Source organism: Desulfovibrio sp. TomC (genome assembly GCF_000801335.2).
GTDB lineage: Bacteria > Desulfobacterota > Desulfovibrionia > Desulfovibrionales > Desulfovibrionaceae > Solidesulfovibrio.
On record NZ_JSEH01000012.1, the window covers coordinates 96,495 to 119,768 of the forward strand.

Consider the following 23,274-nt stretch of genomic DNA (forward strand, 5'->3'; position numbering starts at 1 on the left):
CGCGAAAGGCAAGGGAATCATGGCGGGCAGGTTACATCTGGCTTTGCAGGTCGCCGTTGCGGCGCTGCTGCTGGCGGTCGGAGGGATTGTGTCGGCGGGCACGACCCCTGACGCCGTCCGTCTGGGCATGACCGCAGGATTTTCCGGGCCGACCCGGGCCATGGCCGTGGAGGTGTACCGGGGGGCCGTGGCCTGCTTTGACCAGCACAACCGCCAGGGCGGCCCGGGCGATCGGCCCGTGGAGCTGCGGGTGGCCGACGACGGCTACGAACCCGGACCGGCCATTGAAAATACCGTCCGCTTCCTCACCCGCGACAAGGTCCTGGCCCTTTTTTCCCAACTCGGCACCCCAACGGTCAGTCGGGTGCTGCCGGTGCTGCGGGCCTACGCCGACCAGGGCGCACGACTGTTTTTTCCGGTCTCCGGCCTGGAGGCCGCGCGGATGCCGCCCTATGTCCGCTATACCTATAATCTGCGGGCCTCCTACCGCCAGGAAATCGAGTCACTGGTGGCCTACTTCACCAGCCAGGGCCTGACCCGCATCGCCATCTGCCATCAGGCCGACGCCTTTGGCCGCAGCGGCTGGGACGGCGCCCGCCGGGCCTTGGCCCGGCGGGGGCTGTCGCTTTGCGGCGAGGCCACCTTTGTCCGGACCGCCGCCACGGCCGAGGACATGCTGCCCCAGGCCCGGGTCCTGGCCGCCTGCACTCCCCAGGCCATTTTGCTCGTGGGGGCCGGACCGGCCTGTACGGCCTTCATCCGCGACGTCCGCCGGGCCGGCCTGACCGCCACAGTCGGCGTCGTGTCCTTTGCCGGCGGCGATATCCTGCTGCGCGCCCTGGCCGACGAAGGCGTCGCCCAGGGGCTCGACCTGGAACGCAACCTCGTCTTGTCCCAGGTCACCCCGGACTGGCGCGACGACTCCCTGCCGGCGGCCCGGGAGTACCGCCAGGCCCTGGTCGACCTGGGGGACCGCCTCCCGCCGCCGGGCGGCTGGGGGGAGCAGACCACCCGGGAAGGCAGCTCCGTGGGCTTTGAAGGCTACTTAAATGCCCGGCTCCTGCTGGCCGTTCTGGGGGCCATGCCCGATCCCGGGGACCGCACCGGCCTCGATCAGGCGGCCGCCGCCATCGGTCAGGTCGACCTCGGCATCGGCCGGCCGGTCTCCCTCGCCAATCAGGCCCATCAGGCCCTGGACGTGGTCTATCTGTCGACTGCCGAAGGAACCCGGCTTATGCCCCTTCGCATTACCCTGGCGACGGTTGAGGACTAGCCGTGCCCCGTATTTTCCGCAAAACCCTGTTGGCAATTGTCCTGGTCTTCGGCGTGTCGGCCAATGCCACGGCCCTGCTCTCGGCCTGGCTGCTCCACCGCCATCTCACCGACGAATACGTCACCAAGGGCCGGGCCATTGCCATGGCCATTGCCGCTGCCAGCCCCGACGCCCTGGTTGGCGGCGACGCGGCCTCGGTCCAGGCCATGATCGACGAATTCCTGCATATCGACGGCGTTGGTTACGTCTTTGTGGTGGACCGGCTCGGCCGGGTGGCCGCCCATACCTTCATCCCCACCATGCCGCGGAGCATCCCGGTGGTGACGGTCGGCCACGAGCAGGGCCTGTCCGTGGACGACGCCGTCATTCCCGACCAGGGGGATTACATCCAGGTGACCGCCCCGATCCTGGCCGGCGAGGTCGGGCAGGTCAGCGTCGGCATGGACAAGGCCGGCATCTGGCGGGTCATGCGCGAGGCGGTGATACGCCAGGAAATCCTCATGCTGGCCATGTTCGCCGTGGCCGTGGCCATTTTCTACGCCCTGATCATGGGCATTGCCCGGCCCCTGGCCGCCCTGGCCGAGTATGCCGTCAAAATCCGCGACCATGACTTCACCGCCACCCCGCCGCCCACCGGCGACGACGAGGTGGGCGTCCTGGCCCGGGCCATGACCTCCATGGCCGGCCAGCTTTCGGAGCTGGTGTCCGACCTCAAGCAGGCCGTGGCCGACACCACCCGCGAACTGAAGGATTCCCTGGCCCACATTCAGGCCATCATCGACAATCTGGCCGACGGCCTGCTCGTGGTTGACGCGGCCGGCCGCATCACCCTGCACAACCCGGCCCTGCTGGCCATGTTCGGCCTCGACGGCGCCGACCCGGCCGGCCGGGCCGTGGGCGAGGTCTTTCCCGAAACCATGGCCGCCCTGGTTGAGGCCTCCCGCAGCGGAGCCGGCCGGGCCGACGACGAGGTCCGGCTGGCGGACGGCGGCACAGGCAAGGCTGTGGCCACCTCGTTCACCCTGCCTGGCGAGGACCGGGCCGCCGTCATCATCCTGGTCCGCGACATTTCCGTGGAAAAAGAAGTGGACCGGATGAAGACCGAATTCATCTCCACCGTCTCCCACGAACTGCGCACGCCGCTGACCTCGGTGCTGGGCTTTACCAAGATCATCCGGCGCAAGTTCGTCGAACTCGTGGCCCCGGCCCTGCCGCCCGAAAATGCCCGACTGGTGCGCGGGGCGCAGCAGATCCGCGAAAACCTCGACATCATCGTGGCCGAGGGCGAACGGCTGACCGAACTCGTCGACGACGTGCTCGACATCGCCAAGATGGAGTCCGGCCGGTGCGAGTGGGATATGGAAACCGTGTCCCTGGCCGCCGTGGGCGACCATGTGCTGCGGGCCACCGCCCCCCTGGCCGAACGCAAGGGCCTGACCCTGACCGCCGACATCCCGGCCGACCTGCCCGCCGTGCTCGGCGACCGCGACCGGCTGGTCCAGGTGTTGCTGAACCTCATCGGCAATGCCGTCAAATTCACCGAATACGGCTCGGTAAACCTGTCGGCCAGACGCAGGGGCGAAGACATCCTGGTGTCGGTCCGCGATACCGGACCGGGCCTCGCTGCGGCCGACCTGGAACCGATTTTTGAAAAATTCAAACAGGCCGGCGACACCCTGACCGAAAAGCCCAAGGGCACCGGCCTTGGCCTGCCCATCTGCCGCCAGATCGTCGAACGTCACGGCGGGCGCATCTGGGCCGAGAGCGTCCCGGGCCAGGGCAGCACCTTCCTGTTCACCCTGCCGGCCCTGGCCGGAGCGACCATCGCCAGCGCCTGCCCCCTCACCCCGCCGCCCCCTGCCGACGTTCCCGGACCAGGACAGCGCATCCTGGTTGTCGACGACGACGATGCGGTGCGCCGCTATCTGGAAACCGTGCTGGCCGAGGCCGGCTACGCCGTGGCCACGGCCCGAAACGGCATCGAGGCCTTGCGCGTCGCCGCCGTCTGGCAGCCCGGCTGCATCACCATGGACCTGCACATGCCCGGCATGGACGGCAGCGAAGCCATCCGGCGACTGCGGGCCGACCCGGCAACCCGCGATATTCCGATCATGGTGGTGACCGTGGCCTCGGGCCGCGAGCGCGAGGCCAGCGGCGCGGATGCGGCCATGGTCAAACCCGTGGACCAGGACGCCCTGCTGGCGGCGGTGCAGAATCTGCTGGAGGGGCCGGACGAGCACGATGTCCGGCCGTGCCTGGTCTATGCCGCCGACGGCGGACGGCGCATGGCCCGACGCTTTCTCATGTGCCCCGGCGAGGTCACGACGGTCGCCCGGGAAGACCAGCTGTGGCAGGCGGTGGAACAAGGATTTACCGGGACGGTGTTCGTGCCGGCCTCCCTGGCCCACGACCTGGACCTCAGCCGCCTAAGCGCCCTCCCCGGCCTGTGCATCGTCATCATTCCGGATTAGCCTGGATTGGTCCCAAGGGTCCAACTGATGGCCACAGCCGATGACTACTCGTTCTTTTTGCGCACAGCCCCCCCCAAGGGCAAAGCATAATTCAGATAGCCTATCAACATAACTACTTTTACCAACAACTTCTTCTAAATACATGGATTCAGGATAGGGATGTTTGCTCCATGCAGAAGTGCATAAGGCGCTCCTTGCTTTACAGAATACTTTAAATCCATAATTATCAATAAACTTCCTTGGCTGATTACGGTCTTCTTTCAAAGTCCCATCTGAGCGATAACGATGTTGGCCATTCTAATCTTACTCCAGAGAAATCAATCTTTGATGTTGTCGCATAAGTAGACACTAGAAAATCATAAATATCAACATTGTCGACAAATGATGGTAATGGCAAAACGACGGCGGTATCATTAAGTAAAACCGCAAAAGCATTTGTTGGATTTTCTAAAAACAATAAAGTTCTTTTCTCAAAAAAATCAACTTCGGACCGAATGATGTAGCCTTCCAAAATTTTTTCATTAGGGCAAATAATTTGCCTCCGGATTATTTCGAGATTTTTATCAAAAGCGTATGTATATCCAAAAGCTGCAAAACAAACAAGAAATGCTGATTTGAGATACCCTATGTTTGCAAATCTTGATCTATACCTACGCCTTGTAGAAAATTTTATCGACGAAGTATTACCACATGGCTTTTTATTGTGTTCCTTAAAAAAACTTTCGACTACACCTCTGGCATTTGGGTGATTGCTCTTTTGCTTGAGATAAAACCGCACTTTCTGTTCTTCTACGACAAGACGAAAATTAAGTGGCTTATGATTTTCTTCTCCAAAATTCAACGCAACATCACCATCAAACTTGCCCTGTCGAGTTATTAGCGCAGAAGCTTTCAAAACATCTTCACGATTTGCCACTTCTGCATCAATACTATGTCCTGCGTTATTATTACACGAAGAGCATGTAAGAGCGATACCTTTCCCTCCCTGCGACGATGGTGGCACATGCTCTAATGTTAACCGGCTATTTTCCAAATCAATTTCTGAAAAAAAATCACCACAGACAGGGCAACAGTAATATTCACCGTTGCTCCCACTATAATTCCGATAAGCTTGCACCCCATGTGCAAATAACTGCACTTTTAGTAGTTTTTTATTCATATGAATGCTATCCACGGCGCTAGTAGATCAATAACTCCGCAATCAAACTCTATTCAAAACTAAAATTCCCTTTATAACACATACAGAACATCCTTCTTCTCATCTAAAAGTTCTTCAGGTCGAAATTTTAAAATCCGAAACACCCTCGATATAAGCCCGGTCGCGGTCGTGCCGGGCGGCCAGACAGGCGGCCACGGCGGCGGCGGTCGTTTCATTGAGTTCGGGCAGGCTGGTGCGGTTGTTAAAAGCCCCCAGGTGCGGCCCGGTGGCAATGGCCACCTCGGCCTCGCCCCGGCGCAGCCCGGCCACGGCTGCGGCGGCCATGCCCCGGGACAGCAAAAATTCCTGAAAGGCCGCATCGGTCATGGCCGCCTGATCATCCAGCCGCAGCAACTCCGTCATGTGGCGGTCAACGCCCATTTCCTCCACCATGCGCCGGGCCAGGGCGGGCGCGTCAAAGGGCGGGTGGGCCGGGGCCTCCCCCACGAACCCTTCCTGGTAGCGGGCCACGACATCGGCCAGCACCCGGGCCAGCAGGGCTTCGTCGAACAGGTGGCGGGCATCGACCGGCGCGCCGTCCGGCCCCTGGCCGACCAGGGCCGGGTCGCGCATCCGGAAATAGCTCCCGGCCACCAGAAAAAGGCTCAGGAGATGGTCGCCCATCTGGCGGTAGAGCCGGACCGGCCGGTCGCCAAGCGAGGCGAAATGTTCGAAATCGCGCAGCCCTGACCGGCCGAAATTGGGATGCAGGGCGCTAAAAAGCCAGCGGTCGAGCCGGCCCGGCAGCCGCCAGTCATAGAGTCCGCCGTCCTCGCGCCGCCCCTGCTGCACCCGGTTGTGGAAAAGCGGAATGGCCGCTTCATGCACCACCCCCCGCCCGGCCAGCCAGCCCAGGAGAAAGGCCGCCCGGCCCATGGTCGCGGCAAAGGCCGGGCCGTCCGGGCCGCCCTGGGTGGGCGGCGTGTTGGGATAGGCGAAATAGTCGGTGTGGGCCAGATAGGCCAGACAGCGCCCCCGGGGATCGAGGCCGGGCAGCGGGCAGGGCGTGTCGGGGATGTCCCACAGCGGCGCGCCGGCCGGGGAAAGCGGGATTGGCACATGGCAGGGCACGGGAAAGGCAACGTCGGCCAGATAGGCCATCCAGGCCGCCTCCCGGGCCAGACCCAGGGGGGATTCGCCGTTGCGCAGGCGCTTGACCACCAGCACGGTGTCCGGTCGGGTGGTTGGCGCGTACAGGCTGCGTCCGGCCGGGCGCACCGCCGCCCCGGGCACGGCGTCGGCTGCGGCCAGCAGCGCGGCAAACGAGGTTGTGGCGGCCACGGGTTCGGGAATGGCCACGGCCGGTCCGCCCAGGCCGGCCAGCGGCAATGCCCCCACGGCCTCGGCCGTGGCCATCCGGGGCTTTCCCGGCGTGGCCAGGGCCGTGGTCAGGGCCTGACGCGAGGCCGCAGCCAGGGCCGGCGGTCCCTTGGCCAAAAGCGCCACCAGCGCCCCGGCGGCATCGCGGTAGAGGATGCGGGCCTGGGTCTGGCGGGCATGGTCATTTCGGGTGAGCAGCGTTTCCAGGGCGGACACGGCGTCCGGGTCCATGGCGGCGGGGTCGCGCTCGGCCAGGTCGGCCAGGCGACGGGCGGCCAGGAAGGCGGCGGTAAAATCGCCATCCAGGCCGTAGGCGGCAAATCCGGCTCCGGTCAATGGTCCCCTGCCGGCAACAGGCGGGTGAGCATCTCCCGCAACTCGTATTCGTCCAGCGGCTTTGGCATAAAGGCGAAGGACCCGGCCTCGGCGGCCCGGGTGCGGGTGGTGTCGTCGACAAAGGCGGAAACGAACACCACCGGCACATCGCTGTCGCGGCGCAGGATCTTGGCCGTCTCAATGCCGTCGAGATCACCGTCGAGGCGGATATCCATCAAAACAATATCGGGGCGTTGGCGGCGAAAAGCGTCCAGGGCATCCTGGCCCGAACCCACGGCAGCCAGAACCACATGCCCAAGCCGTTTGAGCATGGCCCCGGTGGCCATGGCCGTAATCACTTCGTCTTCAACAATCATGACCCGTGCCGACACCATGGTGGCTCCTTCGCCCGGACACTACCCTCGGTGCGTCTCAGTACTACTGTAAAAGTGGACCCGCAACCATGGTTTGTCAATGCAAAGACGAGCGCAACGCCCTGAAACCACCGGCTGTCGCGGCAACATCCAGTAGTTTCAGGTTTTCTGCGCGCCTCAATGCAAACGGCCCGCTGCTTTCGCGGCGGGCCGTTTCTGCATCACCCCGGGCGATGATCAGGACGTCATGTCGATGAGCGAATTCCAGTCGGCGGCAAACTTGGTCAGACCGGCATCGGTCAGGGGATGGCCGATGGGGTAGTCCTGCCAGGACTTGGCCAGCGTCAACGCCTCGTCAGGAATGGGGGTCAGCCCCTTGGCATTGTAGACGTAGTTTTTCCCGGGCAGGGGCTTGCCGGCTTCGGCCCAGGCCAGAAGCACCTTGGCCGGCGCGGTGATGAGATCACTGCCAAGGGCCAGGGCGCACATGAAATGTTCCATGGAACGCACGCTGGCGGTGAGCACTTGGACATGGCCGTCGCTTGGGGCGTACATGGCCAGAATGTTTTTGATGAGATCCATGCCGTTTTCGCCCCGGTCGTCGAGGCGGCCGATAAAGGGCGACAGGAACACGTCGCCCGGCCCGGCTCCCCGGGTGGCGGCATAGACGGCGGCGGCCTGGGCCTGGCTAAAGACCAGGGTCATGTTGACGCGCCGGCCCTCGCCGGTAAGCACGGCCGCAGCGGCCAGGCCGGCGGCAGTGGTCGGCAGTTTGATATGGGCGTTTGGAATCCAGGTATCAAACGTCCGGGCCTGGGTCAGCATCTCCTCCACCGTGGTCCCGGCGTCGGCGTAGACCTCGATGGAGATGGACCCTTTGGGCAACAGGGCCGAAAGTTCCTGGCACAGGGTCTTGTAAAAATCGTAAATAGCCGTGCTGCTGAATTTGTTGCCAGCAACCTTGTGGGCCTCGGCTTCGGGATTTTTGGCCAAAAGGCTCGGGTTGGTGGTTTGGCCGTCAAGAAAGCCCAGGGAAGCCATGACCTGCCGGGTCTCTTCGGGATCGGCCCCATCAAGAAATATACGGGTTTTCAAATTATCGGGTCGCATACGGGCCTCATAGCAGGGTTTGACCGTTTGATGACGGCGTCTGCCGCACGCCGCTCCTGGCAGCCGCCCGGGACATGCCCGGTCGCGGCAACGCCGCCCATGAGAGCGACCAAGAAATTTGGCCGCCTTTGCAGAGCATCGTTAGAATTTAAACACCCTTCTGCGTGAAAAGGCAAACAGTCCCTTGCCAGAACGGTCACATTTCCCCCAATCCGCCGCCGTGGGCATGAAGCAACCACGACGACAACGCGAGGACCGGGGGAGACAGGCCAAACCATCTCCCCTTGTCCGGAAGCAGCAGCCAGAGGCGAGTAGCGGCTCCCGTTCGTAATAGCCGCTCTGTATCAATTATCTTGCAGCAGCACTATCGGGGCAACGATAGGCTGCATTTTCCCGAGCAAAACCGCAGCGTTGGCAAAGTAAACACTATTTTCTTCTACACCAGAAACGACTGACCTTTTATCCGGCATGGCATACCCAAGAAGAGTCCGAAATTTCGAGCCATCTGCTGTCGTATTACAGAGAAACATCTCGCCGTCATTTCGATAATATCCTGAAAAATGATAAGATGCCTTTCCTTCTTGAAAAGGAACATTCAGACTCCCGCTTAAGAGACCAATCTGCTCCCCTACGCCATCGATCAATGTCATCGCAATCTCGCCCTGCATCGCCATCGAAAGCACTGTTGTCTTCCACTTCCCTGCTATTGGAGTGGTTGAAATACTTGTGCCACTCGCAATGTCCTTGGCCAGTGTCACCCCAGAGAGAGGAGAACCGACCTGGGCCATATTCTGGTCATAGATTGTAAGCGTCCCGGTTATAACGCCTCCTGAAATTGTGCCTATGAAAATCTTGTGCGTGTCTTGCGCATTATGGATCAGCACGATACTTGCACCATTAGTGGCACCAGTTATATGATAAATATCCGTACCGGTAAGTGGGTTAGGGACCTTCACAACACCCTGCAGCATTCCGGATACAGCGACAATTCTTGCCTGCAAACCTGGGTAGGCACTCGATGTCCAAAGGCCGCTGAGATTTACAGCTGCAGTGTCCTGAACATCCAACGCCTGGGAAGACGCGGGATTATTCCTATCCTGGACTGATTTAACTATCGAATACGCTTGTTCAAGAGGTGTTTCCCCGGCATAGGTTTGAGATGCAGCGAAAAACACACAGAGCACGACGACAATACTACGAATAATTGAACATTTCATCACACTTAATCCTCGCATACCATGTTTTGCACGTTCTTTAGAAAGGCGCCACAAAGAGTAAATTTCAGAAAGCACATCATCCGGCATTTACGCGCTTCGCCTTCATCAACCGCTCACATCGACTCCATGTCTGAATGGATTTGGTCACACGAAAATTTGCATAACGTCAAGCCACTTCCTGTGCGCGTAGCCAGATTCCACTAGGCCGCATTCGCCAAATAGCCCCAGCGAAACCCAGAAGCGTTTTCAACGCTTTTGATTGTCGTAACGTCAAAATCGGCTTACGTGAGACCGACGGTCCTTCTCTCCGAACAAACCAAGCGCCCAGAGTCCCTCGCCGCGTAACGGCGTCTGACACAAGGAGAACACCATGCGCGAGACTGCGGCAACCTTGTCCCCGGCAGAGACCCAAAGCCTCAAGCAGGCCGCCGCCGCCCATGCCGCCACCCTGGTCGTCGCCGGCATGGCGGTCGGCCTGGGGCATGGCTCCACGGCCGTGGCCGTGGTCCCGGCCCTGGCCGAACGCTTCCGGCGGGGGGAGCTTACGGGAACGGTGTTCGTGCCGGCGGCCCATTTCATGGCCGAGGCCTTGCGGCGTCACGGGCTGCCGGTGGGGAGCCTGGACGATTGGCCGGTGCTGGACCTGGGCATTGACGGGGCGGATGAGATCGACGGCAATCTGGACTGCATCAAGGGCGGCGGCGGGGCGCTGCTCTATGAGAAAATCGTGGCCCAAGCCGCCCGGCGCTTCGTGCTGGTGGCGGATGCGGGCAAACTGTCGCCGCGCCTTGGCACGCGCCATGCCGTGCCGGTGGAAGTCACGCCCGCGGCTCTGGCCCCGGTGACCGGGTTTATCACGGAAATCGGCGGCAACCCGGCCCTGCGCCTGCGCCCGGACGGCGACCCCATGCGCACCGAGCGCGGCAATGTCATTCTCGACTGCGCCTTCGGTCCCCTGGCTGATCCGGCGGCCCTGGCCGCCGTGCTCGACGCCCGGGCCGGCATCGCCGGCCACGGCCTGTTTATCGGCATGGCTTCCCTGGCCTGCGTCGCCGGCCCGGACGGGGTGCGGGAACTGACGCGACCAGTGAATGAAACCATCGCCGGATGACGGCTACTGCGGGTTGTGGCTTATCGCCTCGCCAACGACTTCCAGAAGCCAGGCGTTGACGCCTTGGCCGCTGTCGTGGGCTTTCTTGACCATGCTGCCGTACATCTCCGGCGTGGCCCGCCCGATGTTTTCCCAACTTTCTTCCACCACGCCAGCACCGCCCCCTTACCCCTTGGGGGGGGCCGGGGGCCTTTTTCTACGGGGCGGGCGGTGCTTCCAAACTTCCCGGCAATCCGGCCACAAACTCGCGGATGGCGTCGCGCACCCGGCGGTAGTGGCCAAGGGCCTCTTCCTCGGTGGCGGCATTGGCGGCCAGGGCCGGCGGGTCTTCAAAGCCGACGTGGACCTTTTTGACCGGCCCCGGGAAAAACGGACACAGGTCGTGGGCCGAGCCGCACAGCGTCACCACATAGTCAAAGGGGACATCCGGCAGTTCGGCCACGAGCTTGGACGTCTGGCCCGCGATGTCCACCCCGGCCTCGGCCATGACCGCCACGGCCCGGGGGTTGAGTCCATGCTTTTCCACGCCGGCCGAGTAGGCGGTCAGGACGTCGCTTTGAAGCGCTCTCGTGAAGCCCTCGGCCATCTGGCTGCGACAGGAGTTGCCGGTACACAGAAAGAGGATGTTCTTTTTCACAAAACATTCCAGGGTGTTTATTGTCTCCGGGCCGTCTAGCCCACCAGCGGCCGGGACACGCCCGAGGCCAGTTCCCGGGCCAGTTCGGCCATGCGTTCCTTGATGGCGTCGCGGATGCGGCGCACGGCAGCCAACCGTTCCTCCTCGGAACCGGTGACCTCGGCCGGATCGGGGAAGGGCAGATGCAGCCGGTGGGTCACGCCGGGGAACACCGGACACTGGCCTTCGAGGGATTCCTCGCACACCGTGACCACGCAGTCATAGAGCTTCCCTTCCTTGAAAAGATCAAAAACCTTGCGGGTCGTTTTGCCGGCCAGGTCAATGCCCTCTTCGGCCATAACGGCCACGACCAGGGGATTGACCACGGTGGGGTCAAGCCCGGCGCTCTCCACGGTCACGCCCTCCCCGCTCATTTGCCGCAGATAGGCCTCGGCCATCTGGCTTCGGGCGCTGTTGTGCACACAGATGAAAAGTACGCGCATCGGCATCCTCCTTGCTGTTTCCTGATGCTCCTGCTGTAGCCAACGCCCATGGCGATCCGGTTACGGCCGGGACGGGCAGGACACATGGCAGACGCCGGCCGGGGTGTTCACGGCCTGGGGAAACCACCGCCGGCGCAGGCGAAAGGCCACGCCGACCAGGGCAATAAGCGCCGGCACCTCGACCAGGGGGCCGATGACCGCGGCGAAGGCCTCGCCGGAATCCAGGCCGAACACGGCCACGGCCACGGCAATGGCCAGCTCGAAATTGTTGGAGGCGGCGGTGAAGGACAGGGTGGCCGACTGTTCGTAGGTGGCCCCGGCCCGCCAGGACAGCCAGAACGAGGCCAGGAACATGATCCCGAAATAGAGCAGCAGCGGCAGGGCCACCCGGAGCACATCCAGGGGCAGGGCCACAATCACCTCGCCCTTGAGCGAAAACATGACCAGGATGGTAAACAGCAGGGCGACCAAGGTGATGGGGGCGATACGCGGCACAAACCGCGTTTCGTACCACTCCCGCCCCCGCAGCCGCAGCCCGGCAAACCGCGAAACCACCCCGGCCAGAAAGGGGATGCCCAGATAGATGAACACGCTTTCGGCAATCTGGCCCATGCCGACCGCGACCGCAGCCCCGGACAACCCGAGCAGCGGCGGCAGCACGGTCAGAAAAATCCAGGCGTACAGGGAGAAGAAGAGCACCTGAAAGACGGCGTTAAAGGCCACCAGCCCGGCGCAGTATTCCCGGTCGCCCTCGGCCAAGTCGTTCCAGACGATCACCATGGCGATGCACCGGGCCAGGCCGATCAGGATCAGCCCGTTCATGAAGGCGGGCTGGTCGGACAAAAAGACAACGGCCAGGACAAACATGAAGATTGGCCCAATGACCCAATTCTGCGCCAGAGACAGGGACAGCACCCGGATGTCCCGAAACACCCGGCCCATCTCCTCGTAGCGCACCTTGGCCAGGGGCGGATACATCATGAGCACCAGCCCCACGGCAATGGGGATGTTGGTCGTGCCCACCTGAAACAATCCAATGACGCCGCGGACCCCCGGGGCCAGCCAGCCCAGGCCGACGCCCACAAACATGGTCAGAAAAATCCACAGGGTGAGATACCGGTCGAGAAAGGACAAACGACCGGCTACAGGTTGTCCGGTTTCCATGGCTCCCTCCTTTTCATACCGACTTACTATGAAATTATCGACGGCCTGTCGAGCCCGGCAGCGCCAGGCCCGGGCCGCGTTCCCGGCAACCACCCCTCGGATCAAAGAACATGCCTGACATTTTCCCTTCCCTTGCGGCCGTTATCTGGCGTCATCCCCTGTTGCGCCCAGCCTGCGGCCGGTCCCAGGCCACCGGGATTGCGCCGTCGGAAGTCAGCCCGCAACCAGAGGGCGCAGCAGAAAATACAGTCCCAGGCCCCCGACCACGAGCGCGGCCCCCCGGCGGAAAAGCCGGCTGGCCCGGCCCACGGCGGCGTTCTCCAGGCTGCGGCTGACCGCCCCGGCACAACTGCCGGCCACGAGGATGGGCAGGCAATGGCCCAGGGCAAACAGCGCGGCCAGGGCCGTCCCCCGGGCCACCTGCCCCTGGATCGTGACCACGGCCAGGATCGGGGCCAGAAACCCGAAGGTGCAGGCCCCGGACAGGCCGCCGTAGGCCAGTCCCAGGACCAAGGCCCCGGGGAGGCCGCGAAGGCGCAGACGGGAAGCCAGCCCCGCCCCCCCGGACCGGGACGGCAACACCCCCAGCATATCCAGGGACACGACGAGCAAAAGGCCCCCGACAACGGCCGGAAACACCGGGCCGACATCGCCAAGCATCCGCCCAAGCACGGCGCACCCCGCCCCGATGGCGGCTATCGTGACAAAGAGCCCCAGGGAAAAGGCGGCGGCGTAACGCAGGGCCAGGACGCCGGTGACCAGCCGGTTCTGCCCGGCCACGTAGCCCACGACAAGGGGTATCGAAGCCAGATGACAGGGGCTTAAAAGCACGCTGGCAAGCCCCCACAGGAACGCCCCGACCCCGGCAGCCGCGCCGGAGCCGGCCATCCAGGCGTTCACGGCCAGCAAAAAGCCGTCAAGCAACGCAAGCCCTACTCGGCCAACAGCCGGTCGAGCGTGTCGGCAATGGGCTTTTCATCGAGAAACCCCTCGTGGCGAGACACTTCCTTGCCGGTCTTATCATAGAAAATCTGGGTGGGGATGACGCGCAGGCCGAATTTCTGCGGCTCGTCGCGGTGCTCCCAGACATCTATAAAGATGATGGCGGCCCGGTCGGCATAGCGGGCCTCAATGGCGGCCAGCACAGGCTGCATCATCTTGCATGGGACGCAGGCCTTGGCCCCAAGGTCCACCAGGGTCACTTTGCCCGGCGCCGGCACAACCGGCACCGGCGCCGGGTCGGCAGCGAAGGCGGCCGCGGCCAGCAACAGGAAACCACAGACCAGCCCGGCCAGCCGCCGGCTCATAACCACCCCGCTTCAAGGCAAGGTGTTGCCCGGGGCGCAGCCGCCGCCGCGGCGACACTCGGACGACGCACGGCAAGAGCCAACCGGCAGGGGTCGGCAAGACTGGCGACAGGGACGCCAGCCTGGGGGACAGGCTCAGCGCCGACACAAACGACGGGATTCGTCACAAGGCAACTCCGGAAAAGGGTTTGCAGCCAGGGCAGCCATGATTTTGATATTTGGCAAAATAGGCAAACAGCGGTTTCGTGTCAATGCGCAGCCCAGGCCTCCGGCCAGGATCGCCCCCGGGCCGGCCATACCCAGGATTGCCTTCCCCTGCGCCCAAGCCCACAGGGGGCTCCCGCAAGCCTTTAGAGGCCTTTCCGCCCCTCCCAAACAGGCACCGTGTCGTTTTGTCCTCTGCCGGCCACGGGACGACAATCGAACCAATAGCCCGAAATGACGGTTGTTTTTTGTACCCAGGAGGAGCGGCCGGAGGACAACTCGCCCCACGGGCCGAAGCTGTAACCTTTTTACCCAATGCCGAGAGGATGGTGGGACAAGTTGTCCAAGACTCTTCAACCCCCGGAATTGGCTGGTTTTGTCCGGGCCGGTTGGTCGACGCCGTCGCCTGGGGCGGGCGCAGACGGTGCGCAATCGGCCAGACTGCCCCCGTGAGGAAAAGGTCTGACGTTTTAACTAGTTGAAATACATGGATCGCTGTTTTGGCCCGGGAATTGCTCTATGAGGGCAGCGTTTACGCTTACGCCAAACGGAAATCAGGTTTGGGGTCCGTTCGCAAAAACATAACCTTAACCACAGTGAGGTTGGCACCATGGCTGTTCGCGAGCAAGTTTACGGTTTCTTCATTCCCAGCGTGACCCTCATCGGCATCGGCGCTTCCAAACAGATCCCTGAGAAAATCAAGGCTCTGGGCGGTTCCAAACCGTTGATCGTCACCGACAAGGGTGTGGTCAAGGTCGGCATCTGCAAGCAGATCACCGACCTGCTCGACGCCGCTGGCATGAAGTACCATGTCTACGACGAAACCATCCCCAACCCGACCGACGCCAACGTCCACAAGGGCGTGGAAGTTTACAAGGCCAACGGCTGCGACAGCCTCATCACCCTGGGCGGCGGTTCCTCGCACGACTGCGGCAAGGGCATCGGCCTTGTCGTTTCCAACGGCGGCAAGATCCATGACTTCGAAGGCGTGGACAAGTCCTCCAAGTCCTTCATGCCGTACCTGGCCGTCAACACCACGGCCGGCACCGCTTCCGAAATGACCCGTTTCTGCATCATCACCGATCTGTCCCGCCACGTGAAGATGGCCATCGTCGACTGGCGCGTGACCCCGCATATCGCCATTGACGACCCGGTCCTGATGGTTGGCATGCCCCCGGCGCTGACCGCCGCCACCGGCATGGACGCTCTGACCCACGCCGTCGAGGCCTTCGTGTCCACCATCGCCAACCCGATGACCGACGCCTGCGCCATCGAAGCCTTCAAGCTGATCTTCAAGTACCTGCGCAAGGCCGTGGCCAACGGACAGGACATCGAAGCCCGCGAAGGCATGTGCTTCGCCCAGTACCTGGCCGGCATGGCCTTTAACAACGCCTCCCTGGGCCACGTCCACGCCATGGCGCACCAGCTCGGCGGCTTCTATGACCTGCCGCACGGCGAGTGCAACGCCATCCTGCTGCCCCATGTCGAGAAGTTCAACCTGATCGCCAAGGTTGAGAAGTTCGCCGCCATGGCCGAGATCATGGGCGAAAACACCGCCGGCCTGGCCCCGCGCGACGCCGCCGAACTGGCCCTCAAGGCCATTCGCCAGCTGTCCGCTGACGTCGGCATCCCGGCCGGCCTGATCGACCTCGGCAAGAAGTACGGCAAGGACGTCAAGGCCTCCGACATCCCGACCATGACCGGCAACGCCCAGAAGGACGCCTGCGGATTCACCAACCCCCGCTGCCCGACCGACAAGGACGTGACCGACATCTACACCGCCGCCCTGTAAAGGACGCGGACTCGCGCAAAGGGGGGCCAATCGGCCCCCCTTTGATGACCGGCCCCCACACCGCGCCGCGTCCCCGGGCAGGACCACCCACGCCCGCAGACAGGCCGGCCGGACCGGACAATCCTTGACAAAAACGGCAACAGCGCCATGGCCGCCGATCGTGGCAGCGATCCCGGTCATGTCTTAACGGACGCATTATCTGGCCGAAAATGTGTCCCAATGGACCTAAAATGCGGCCCCTGGCGGCCCGATTTTTCGGACTTTGTTCCAATTTGACACAAAGTCAGCGCACAACAGAATTTCGACTTTTGGCGTAACATCTCGTTTTTACGAAGCTATTTCCTCCAGGCTCGACGCCCGGTCCGGGGTGGTAAACACCTGACCGCCGTGCTATCCACACCCGGACCGCGGTCGTCGTGCCCGCCGGGGGGGTCTGGGCTCCTGGACGCTCCGCTTGCGATAGTGTCGTCACCTTTCACGTCAACCGGATAGGACCGAATGAACATCATCAATCTCACCCGCGACTATGACGAGGACTTCGTTCACAGGGTGGAGGAGGAGTCCGGTCAGAAAGTCAGCCTGTGCTACCAGTGCGGCAACTGCACGGCCGGCTGTCCGTACACCTTCGTTTACGACATTCCCGTCAGTCAGATCATGCGTCTCGTCCAGGCCGGCCAAAAAAAGACCGTGCTCTCGAGCAAATCCATCTGGCTCTGCGCCACCTGCGAATCCTGTACCACCCGGTGTCCCAACAACATCGACGTGGCCTGCATCATGGACGTCCTGCGCCACATGGCCCGCCGCGAAGGGCTGGCCGCCGTGCCCCAGGTCAAAACCTTCTGGGACAGTTTCCTCGATTCCGTGCGCGCCCACGGCCGGGTCTTCGAACTGGGCCTTCTGATCAACTACGTCGCCAAGACCGGACGGTTCTGGACCGACATGGACCTCGGCCCCAAAATCCTGCCCAAAGGCAAGCTCGCCATGAAGCCCCACGAGATCCAGGGCAAAGAGCATGTGGCCCGGATTTTCGAGCGTTTTGAGAGGGAGTCCAACTCATGAGCGAAGCCATCGCCTACTACCCGGGGTGTTCGGGACTGGGCACCTCCAAGGAGTACGACACCTCCACCCGGGCCGTGTGCGCCGCGTTGGGGTTGTCCCTGGTCGACATTCCGGATTGGAGCTGCTGCGGTTCCACCCCGGCCCACACCAAGGACCACACCCTGTCCGCCGCCCTGTCCGCCAGGAACCTCCAGCTCGTCTCCGGCATGGGGCTCAAAGCCGCGGCCACGCCCTGCCCGAGCTGCCTGACCAACCTGCGCACCGCCAACCACCGTATCGAGGCCGCCCCGTTTAAGGCCAAGGTGGACAAGCTCCTCGACGAACCCTACGGCGGCGACGTCAATGCCATCTCCGTGCTCCAGGCCCTGGTGGAAAACATCGGGGTCGAGACCATCGCCTCGGCCGTGCGCACGCCCTTAAAGGGCCTCAAAGTCGCCTGCTACTACGGCTGCATCATGAACCGGCCGCCCGAACTTATGGCCTTTGACGACTGCGAAAACCCCATGGCCATGGACAACATCCTGGCGGCCCTGGGAGCCGAAGTCGTTCCCTTCCCGCTCAAAGTCGAATGCTGCGGCGCTTCCTACGGCATTCCCCGGCCCGATGTGACGGCCGCGCTGTCCGGCAAACTGCTGGAAGCGGCTGTCGGCGTCGGCGCGGACATGGTCGCCGTGGCCTGCCCCCTGTGCCAGATGAACCTCGACCTCCGGCAAGGTCAGGTCAACCGGGCCATGGGGACACACTACCGGATTCCGGTGCCCTACTTCACCCAGCTCATGGGCGTGGCGCTCAATATTCCGGATGGGGAAATCGGTTTCGGCAAACTCAACGTCGATCCGAGGCCGGTCCTTTCCAAGGCCCTGTCGGGCGCGGACTAACAGGCGAGGGAGCATAGGCAATGCGAATTGGCGTTTTCGTCTGCCACTGCGGCAGCAACATCGAAGGCACGGTCGATACCGGGACCGTGGCCAAGGCAGCCCTGGACTTTCCTGAGGTCGTCTACGCCACGGATACCATGTACGCCTGCTCGGAACCCGGCCAGGACGGCATCATCCAGGCCATCAAAGACAAGAACCTCACCGGCGTGGTGGTGGCCTCCTGCACCCCGCGCATGCACGAGCCCACGTTCCGCCGGGCCGTCGAACGGGCGGGTCTTAACCGCTTCATGTTCGAAATGGCCAACATCCGGGAACACGTCTCCTGGATCGGCAAGGACCGCGAGGCCAATACCAACAAATCCGTTGATCTGGTGCGCATCGCCGTGGAAAAACTGCGACGCGACGCGCCGCTTATTCCCAGCAAGTTCTCCGTCAACAAGCGCGTGATGATCATCGGCGGCGGCGTGGCCGGCATCCAGGCGGCCCTTGACTGCGCCGACGGCGGCCTCGAAGTCGTCCTGGTCGAACGCGACTCGTCGATTGGCGGCAAGATGGCCAAGCTCGACAAGACCTTTCCCACGGTCGACTGTTCGAGCTGCATCCTCGGTCCCAAGATGGTCGACGTGGCCCAGCATCCCAACATCACCCTGCACGCCTACTCCGAAGTCGATTCCATCGGCGGCTACGTGGGCAACTTCCAGGTGCAGGTGAAGAAAAAAGCCACCTACGTGGACTGGGAACTGTGCACCGGTTGCGGCGCCTGCATGGAGAAGTGCCCGAGCAAGAAGAATCCCGATGCCTTCAACGAGAAAATCGGGCCGAGCACCTCGATCAACATCCCGTTTCCCCAGGCCATTCCGAAAAAGGCCTATATCGACGCCACCACCTGCCGCCAGTTCGTCAAGGGCAAGTGCGGCGTGTGCGCCAAGGTCTGTCCCACCGGAGCCATCCGCTACGACATGACCGATGAGATCGTCACCGAGGACGTGGGCGCCATCGTCGCCGCCACCGGCTACGACCTCTTCGACATCAGCAAGATTGCCGAGTACGGCGGCGGCCGCTACCCCGACGTCATCACGGGCCTGCAATACGAGCGCCTGCTGTCGGCTTCCGGTCCCACCGGCGGCCACATCAAGCGGCCCTCCGACGGCAAGGAACCGAAAAACATCGTGTTCATCCAGTGCGTCGGTTCGCGCGACAAGTCGCTCGACCGCCCCTACTGCTCCGGTTTCTGCTGCATGTACACGGCCAAGCAGACCATCCTGACCAAGGACCACATTCCCGATTCCCAGTCCTATGTCTTTTACATGGACATCCGCGCCCCCGGAAAAATGTACGACGAGTTCACCCGCCGGGCCATGGAGGAATACGGAGCGCGCTACATCCGCGGCCGCGTGGCCATGGTCTACCCCAAGGGCGACAAGCTCATGGTGCGCGGGGCCGACACCCTGGCCGGAACCCAGGTCGAGATCGAAGCCGACTTAGTCGTCCTGGCCGCCGGAGCCGAAGCCGCCAAGGGCGCGCCGCAGCTGGCCGAAAAGCTGCGCATCTCGTATGACAAATACGGCTTTTTCATGGAAAGCCATCCCAAATTGAAGCCCGTGGAGACCAACACCGCCGGCGTCTATCTGGCCGGTTCCTGCCAAGGCCCCAAGGACATTCCCCAGTCCGTTGGCCAGGGCAGCGCCGCCGCCGCCAAGGTGCTGGCCCTGTTCTCCAAGGACATGCTGGAAAGCGACCCGCAGATCTCGCGCGTGGACATCAAGCGCTGCGTGGGTTGCGGCAAGTGCATCATGACCTGCCCGTTCAAGGCCATCAAGGAAGTCGAATTCCGGGGCCAGAAAAAGGCCGAGGTCATCGAGACCGTGTGCCAGGGCTGCGGCATCTGCACCTCGACCTGTCCCCAGGGGGCTATCCAGCTGTCGCACTTCACGGACAACCAAATCCTCGCGGAGGTCAACGCCTTATGCCAGTCCTGACCGGCAAGGAACTGCGGATCGTCGGATTCCTGTGCAACTGGTGCTCCTACGGCGGCGCGGATACGGCAGGCGTTGGACGCTTCAACCAGCCCACCGACCTGCGGATCATCCGCGTGCCCTGCTCGGGCCGCATCGATCCCCTGTTCATCGCCAAAACCCTGATAGGCGGCGCTGACGGCGTGCTGGTCTCCGGCTGCCACCCGCGCGACTGCCACTACGCCGAAGGCAACTTCTACGCCCGTCGGCGTCTGGAAGTCCTCAAGCGCTTTCTGCCTATCCTCGGCATCGACCCGGGCCGGTTCGACTACACCTGGGTCTCGGCCTCGGAAGGCCAGCGGTGGCAGAAAGTGGTGACCGTGTTCACTGAACAGATTCACGCCCTGGGACCGGCGCCGCGCTTTGATGCCGTGGCTCCGGAACTTTTGGCCAAGGTCGCCGGGGCCATCAGCCAAGGAGGCAACCGTGTCGCGGCTTGAGGAACTCAAAACCCGCATCAAGGAGGCCCTGCCCGGCCTTGAATGCGTCATCGGTTGGCAAAAGGGCTACGACGCCCTGCACAACACCCCGCTGTTCATGCGAAGCGATGCCGACGTGGACAAGCTCGAGTGGGGCGCGCTCAATGTCCACAACCCCGCCGTCTACCTGCCGACCATGGCCGGCAAGAAGGTCGGCGTGGTGGTCAAGGGCTGCGATTCGCGCTCTGTGGTGGAACTGCTTCAGGAAAAACTCATTGACCGCGACAACGTCGTGATCTTCTCCACCGGCTGCGACGGCGTGGTGGATCTCTCCAAGGTCAAGGCCAAACTGGTTGCGGCCGGGGTTTCGGCCGGCAACGCCGAAAAGGTGGTCACTGACGGCAAGACCGTCGCAGTCACTGCCGGCGGCCAGACCGTGGCCATGGCCATGGCCGACGTGGCGGCCGACAAGTGCCTGCGCTGCCAGTTCCCCAACGCCGTGCTGGCCGACGTCTTTGTCGGCGACCCGGCCCCGCAGCCTACGGCCAGCCCGAGCGGCAACGCCGACCTCGACGCCCTGGACGCCATGAGCGTGGCCGACCGCATGGCCTTTTGGCGCTACCACATGGACCGCTGCATCCGCTGCTACGCCTGCCGCAATGCCTGCCCCATGTGCGTGTGCCGCGACCACTGCATCGCCCAGAGCCGGGAACCGCATTGGCTGTCCCAGGACGATTCGACGACGGAAAAGCTCATGTTCCAGGTCGTCCACGCCATGCACTTGGCCGGGCGCTGTACGGAATGCGGCGAATGCCAGCGGGCCTGCCCCATGGATATTCCGGTTTTGGCCCTGAAAAAGCATTTGAACCGCACCATCCACGACCTGTTCGATTACCAGGCCGGCGTCGATGTGGCTGCCATCCCGCCGCTTTTGCAGTTCAAGCTCGAGGAAGACAACATCAAGGAGCGAGGCTGGTAATGGCCGCCAAATACATCTCCCGGGAAAAACTCCCCGAGTGGCTCAAGGCCCTGGCTGCCGAACGCCGGGTGCTCGTCCCCGTCGAGGAAGGCGGCAGCGTGGTGTTTCGGGCCTACGATCCGGCCAAAACGCCGGTCTTCGGCTCAGACGCCACCGCCCCGCCCAAGGGTTCCATCTTCCCTGCCAGCCAGGAGCTTTTCAGCTTTGCCTGCGGCAAGGAAGGCGAGGACGTCAAACCCACCCTGACCCTCGAAGCCCATACCGAGGCCCAGCCCACGGTCGTCTTCGGGTCCAAACCCTGCGGCGCACGCGGATTCCTGATCTTCGACCGCGTCTACATGGGCAAGAAGTACCCTGATCCGTATTACATCGCCGCCCGCGAAGCCACGGTGTTTGTCACCATGGCCTGCGACACGGTGGAAAACACCTGCTTTTGCCACTGGGTGGGGTCCGGCCCGGCCGACGCCGCCGGTTCCGACCTGCTTTTGACCCCGGTTGCGGGCGGTTATCTGGTCGAAGCGGTCAGCGACAAGGGCGCGCCGTTTCTCGACAGCCCGGTCCTGACCGACGGCTCGGCCAAGACGGCCGAGGCCGAAGCGGTCAAGACCAAGACCCGTGAGGCCCTGGGCGAGGCTCCGGACATCGCCAATGCGCCGGCCGCGTTGCTTGAGCGGTTTGACGACATGGAGTTCTGGCGCGACCAGTCGGACAAATGCATCAGCTGCGGGGCCTGCACCTACCTGTGCCCCACCTGCTACTGCTTCTCCATCACCGACGAAGGGTCCGGCCTGGCCGGCAAGCGCCTGCGCTCCTGGGACGCCTGCATGCACTTCCAGTTCACCCTGGAAGCCTCGGGCCACAACCCCCGGCCGACCAAGGCCCATCGCTTGAAAAACCGCGTTGGCCACAAGTTCAGCTATTATCCGACCCTGCATGATGGGTTGATCGCCTGTTGCGGCTGCGGCCGGTGCGTGAAAAGCTGCCCGGTTTCCGTGGATATCCGCGAAATCGTGCAAAACGCCGTCGCCAAGGCCAAGGCCTAGAGGTGTCCAGATGACCGATCCGTTCAATCCCTATCTGCCGGAAGTGGCCACCATCCTGGAGACCGTCCAGGAGACGCATAACATCATGACCTTCCGGGTGCGCTTCGACGATGAAGCCAAGATGGCCGCGTTCAAATTCGGACCCGGCCAGGTCGGGCAGCTCTCGGCCCCGGGCATCGGCGAATCCACCTTTGTCATCAACTCGCCCCCCACCCGCATGGACTACCTCCAGTTCTCGGTCATGCGCACCGGCGAAGTGACTTCCAAGCTGCACAACCTCGTGGCCGGCGACAAGGTCGGCGTGCGGGCTCCCCTGGGCAAGCCCTTCCCGGTCGAAGACATGAAGGGCAAGGACATCGTGTTCGTCGGCGGCGGCATCGGCATGGCCCCGCTGCGCACGCTGTTCCTGTACATGCTCGACAACCGGGCCGACTTCGGCAAGATCCGCCTGCTCTACGGCGCGCGTTCGCCGCTGGACATGGCCTTTTCCGCCGAGCTGCCCGAGTGGACCTCGCGCAAGGATATCGAAACCACGCTGACCATCGACCGCGAGGCCGACGGCTGGGAACACAAGGTGGGCCTTATCCCCAACGTGCTCCTGGAAATGGCTCCTTCGGCCGAGAACTGCGTGGCCATCACCTGCGGTCCGCCGATCATGATCAAGTTCACCCTGGAAGCGCTCAAAAAGCTCAACTTCCCGGATGAGCAGATTCTGACCACCTTGGAAAAACGCATGAAATGCGGCATCGGCATCTGCGGCCGGTGCAACATCGGCACGAGCTACGTCTGCGTGGACGGACCGGTGTACACCTACGCCCAGCTCAAGGCCCTGCCCAACGAATTATAAAAAAATCGCGCACGACGCATAGGCCCGGGAGAGTGCCCACTCCCCCATCCAGGGGGTCC

At 62.9% G+C, this 23,274-nt stretch carries 22 protein-coding genes; 11 read left to right on the forward strand and 11 right to left on the reverse strand.

Annotation, left to right across the window (positions count from 1 at the left end; genetic code table 11):
- Positions 1-19: 19 nt before the first annotated feature.
- Together NY78_RS13035 and NY78_RS13040 are read left to right on the forward strand one after the other, a co-directional pair.
- The gene (locus tag NY78_RS13035) at positions 20-1,273 is read left to right on the forward strand and encodes an ABC transporter substrate-binding protein (protein WP_043636674.1); all 1,254 of its coding nucleotides are present in this window, start codon (positions 20-22) and stop codon (positions 1,271-1,273) included.
- Between the two features lie 2 nt (positions 1,274-1,275).
- Positions 1,276-3,744, forward strand: coding sequence for an ATP-binding protein (locus tag NY78_RS13040; protein ID WP_043636676.1), 2,469 nt, complete (start codon positions 1,276-1,278; stop codon positions 3,742-3,744).
- 247 nt (positions 3,745-3,991) lie between these two features.
- Here NY78_RS13040 and NY78_RS23730 read toward each other — a convergent pair whose 3' ends face one another.
- The 5 genes from NY78_RS23730 to NY78_RS13060 form a co-directional block, all read right to left on the reverse strand.
- Complete coding sequence (locus tag NY78_RS23730) at positions 3,992-4,903, reverse strand: HNH endonuclease (RefSeq protein WP_082140000.1); 912 nt, start codon at positions 4,901-4,903, stop codon at positions 3,992-3,994.
- A gap of 114 nt (positions 4,904-5,017) precedes the next feature.
- Entirely contained in the window at positions 5,018-6,598 is a 1,581-nt protein-coding gene (locus tag NY78_RS13045) for a SidJ-related pseudokinase (protein ID WP_047960180.1), read from the reverse strand.
- Positions 6,595-6,972: a response regulator gene (locus NY78_RS13050; RefSeq protein WP_043636677.1), complete on the reverse strand. Its 378-nt coding sequence runs from the start codon at positions 6,970-6,972 to the stop codon at positions 6,595-6,597. The genes NY78_RS13045 and NY78_RS13050 overlap by 4 nt, the downstream gene beginning before the upstream one ends.
- Positions 6,973-7,188: 216 nt before the next feature.
- Entirely contained in the window at positions 7,189-8,061 is an 873-nt protein-coding gene (locus NY78_RS13055) for a transaldolase family protein (protein WP_043636680.1), read from the reverse strand.
- 344 nt (positions 8,062-8,405) lie between these two features.
- Positions 8,406-9,365, reverse strand: a complete 960-nt coding sequence (locus tag NY78_RS13060) for a hypothetical protein (RefSeq protein ID WP_156180936.1) — start codon at positions 9,363-9,365, stop codon at positions 8,406-8,408.
- Positions 9,366-9,648: 283 nt separating this feature from the next.
- Here NY78_RS13060 and rpiA point away from each other — a divergent pair, with 283 nt between their 5' ends.
- The gene (rpiA, locus tag NY78_RS13065) at positions 9,649-10,389 is read left to right on the forward strand and encodes a ribose-5-phosphate isomerase RpiA (protein ID WP_082140001.1); all 741 of its coding nucleotides are present in this window, start codon (positions 9,649-9,651) and stop codon (positions 10,387-10,389) included.
- Between the two features lie 3 nt (positions 10,390-10,392).
- Here the strand turns inward: rpiA and NY78_RS24705 are convergent, their stop codons facing one another.
- The 6 genes from NY78_RS24705 to NY78_RS13090 form a co-directional block, all read right to left on the reverse strand.
- Positions 10,393-10,539 (reverse strand): hypothetical protein, encoded by a 147-nt coding sequence (locus tag NY78_RS24705; RefSeq protein ID WP_156180937.1) that lies wholly within the window; start codon positions 10,537-10,539, stop codon positions 10,393-10,395.
- A gap of 46 nt (positions 10,540-10,585) precedes the next feature.
- Positions 10,586-11,026, reverse strand: coding sequence for an arsenate reductase ArsC (locus tag NY78_RS13070; protein WP_043636685.1), 441 nt, complete (start codon positions 11,024-11,026; stop codon positions 10,586-10,588).
- A 35-nt stretch (positions 11,027-11,061) separates the two neighbouring features.
- Positions 11,062-11,508 carry an arsenate reductase ArsC gene (locus NY78_RS13075; RefSeq protein WP_043636687.1) on the reverse strand — a complete coding sequence of 149 codons (447 nt, stop codon included), beginning with the start codon at positions 11,506-11,508 and terminating at the stop codon, positions 11,062-11,064.
- Between the two features lie 60 nt (positions 11,509-11,568).
- A complete protein-coding gene (arsB, locus tag NY78_RS13080) occupies positions 11,569-12,672 on the reverse strand; it encodes an ACR3 family arsenite efflux transporter (protein WP_043636688.1) in 1,104 nt (367 codons plus the stop codon).
- Positions 12,673-12,885: 213 nt separating this feature from the next.
- Entirely contained in the window at positions 12,886-13,596 is a 711-nt protein-coding gene (locus NY78_RS13085) for a cytochrome c biogenesis CcdA family protein (RefSeq protein WP_043636689.1), read from the reverse strand.
- An 8-nt stretch (positions 13,597-13,604) separates the two neighbouring features.
- Positions 13,605-13,979: a thioredoxin family protein gene (locus tag NY78_RS13090; protein ID WP_043636690.1), complete on the reverse strand. Its 375-nt coding sequence runs from the start codon at positions 13,977-13,979 to the stop codon at positions 13,605-13,607.
- A gap of 814 nt (positions 13,980-14,793) precedes the next feature.
- Between NY78_RS13090 and NY78_RS13095 the strand changes: the two genes are divergently transcribed.
- From NY78_RS13095 to NY78_RS13130, 8 genes are all read left to right on the forward strand, one after another.
- On the forward strand, positions 14,794-15,975 hold the full coding sequence (locus tag NY78_RS13095; protein ID WP_043636692.1) for an iron-containing alcohol dehydrogenase: 1,182 nt from the start codon (positions 14,794-14,796) through the stop codon (positions 15,973-15,975).
- A gap of 498 nt (positions 15,976-16,473) precedes the next feature.
- A complete protein-coding gene (locus NY78_RS13100; RefSeq protein WP_043636695.1) occupies positions 16,474-17,034 on the forward strand; it encodes a 4Fe-4S dicluster domain-containing protein in 561 nt (186 codons plus the stop codon).
- Positions 17,031-17,912, forward strand: coding sequence for a CoB--CoM heterodisulfide reductase iron-sulfur subunit B family protein (locus tag NY78_RS13105; protein ID WP_043636700.1), 882 nt, complete (start codon positions 17,031-17,033; stop codon positions 17,910-17,912). The genes NY78_RS13100 and NY78_RS13105 overlap by 4 nt, the downstream gene beginning before the upstream one ends.
- A gap of 20 nt (positions 17,913-17,932) precedes the next feature.
- Positions 17,933-19,891: a CoB--CoM heterodisulfide reductase iron-sulfur subunit A family protein gene (locus tag NY78_RS13110; protein WP_043636701.1), complete on the forward strand. Its 1,959-nt coding sequence runs from the start codon at positions 17,933-17,935 to the stop codon at positions 19,889-19,891.
- Positions 19,879-20,367 (forward strand): hydrogenase iron-sulfur subunit, encoded by a 489-nt coding sequence (locus tag NY78_RS13115; RefSeq protein ID WP_043636702.1) that lies wholly within the window; start codon positions 19,879-19,881, stop codon positions 20,365-20,367. The genes NY78_RS13110 and NY78_RS13115 overlap by 13 nt, the downstream gene beginning before the upstream one ends.
- Positions 20,354-21,325, forward strand: coding sequence for a 4Fe-4S dicluster domain-containing protein (locus tag NY78_RS13120; RefSeq protein WP_043636703.1), 972 nt, complete (start codon positions 20,354-20,356; stop codon positions 21,323-21,325). Before NY78_RS13115 ends, NY78_RS13120 begins: the two co-directional genes overlap by 14 nt.
- Entirely contained in the window at positions 21,325-22,368 is a 1,044-nt protein-coding gene (locus tag NY78_RS13125) for a 4Fe-4S dicluster domain-containing protein (protein ID WP_043636704.1), read from the forward strand. Before NY78_RS13120 ends, NY78_RS13125 begins: the two co-directional genes overlap by 1 nt.
- A gap of 10 nt (positions 22,369-22,378) precedes the next feature.
- Positions 22,379-23,215, forward strand: a complete 837-nt coding sequence (locus tag NY78_RS13130) for an FAD/NAD(P)-binding protein (protein WP_043636710.1) — start codon at positions 22,379-22,381, stop codon at positions 23,213-23,215.
- Positions 23,216-23,274: the final 59 nt, after the last annotated feature.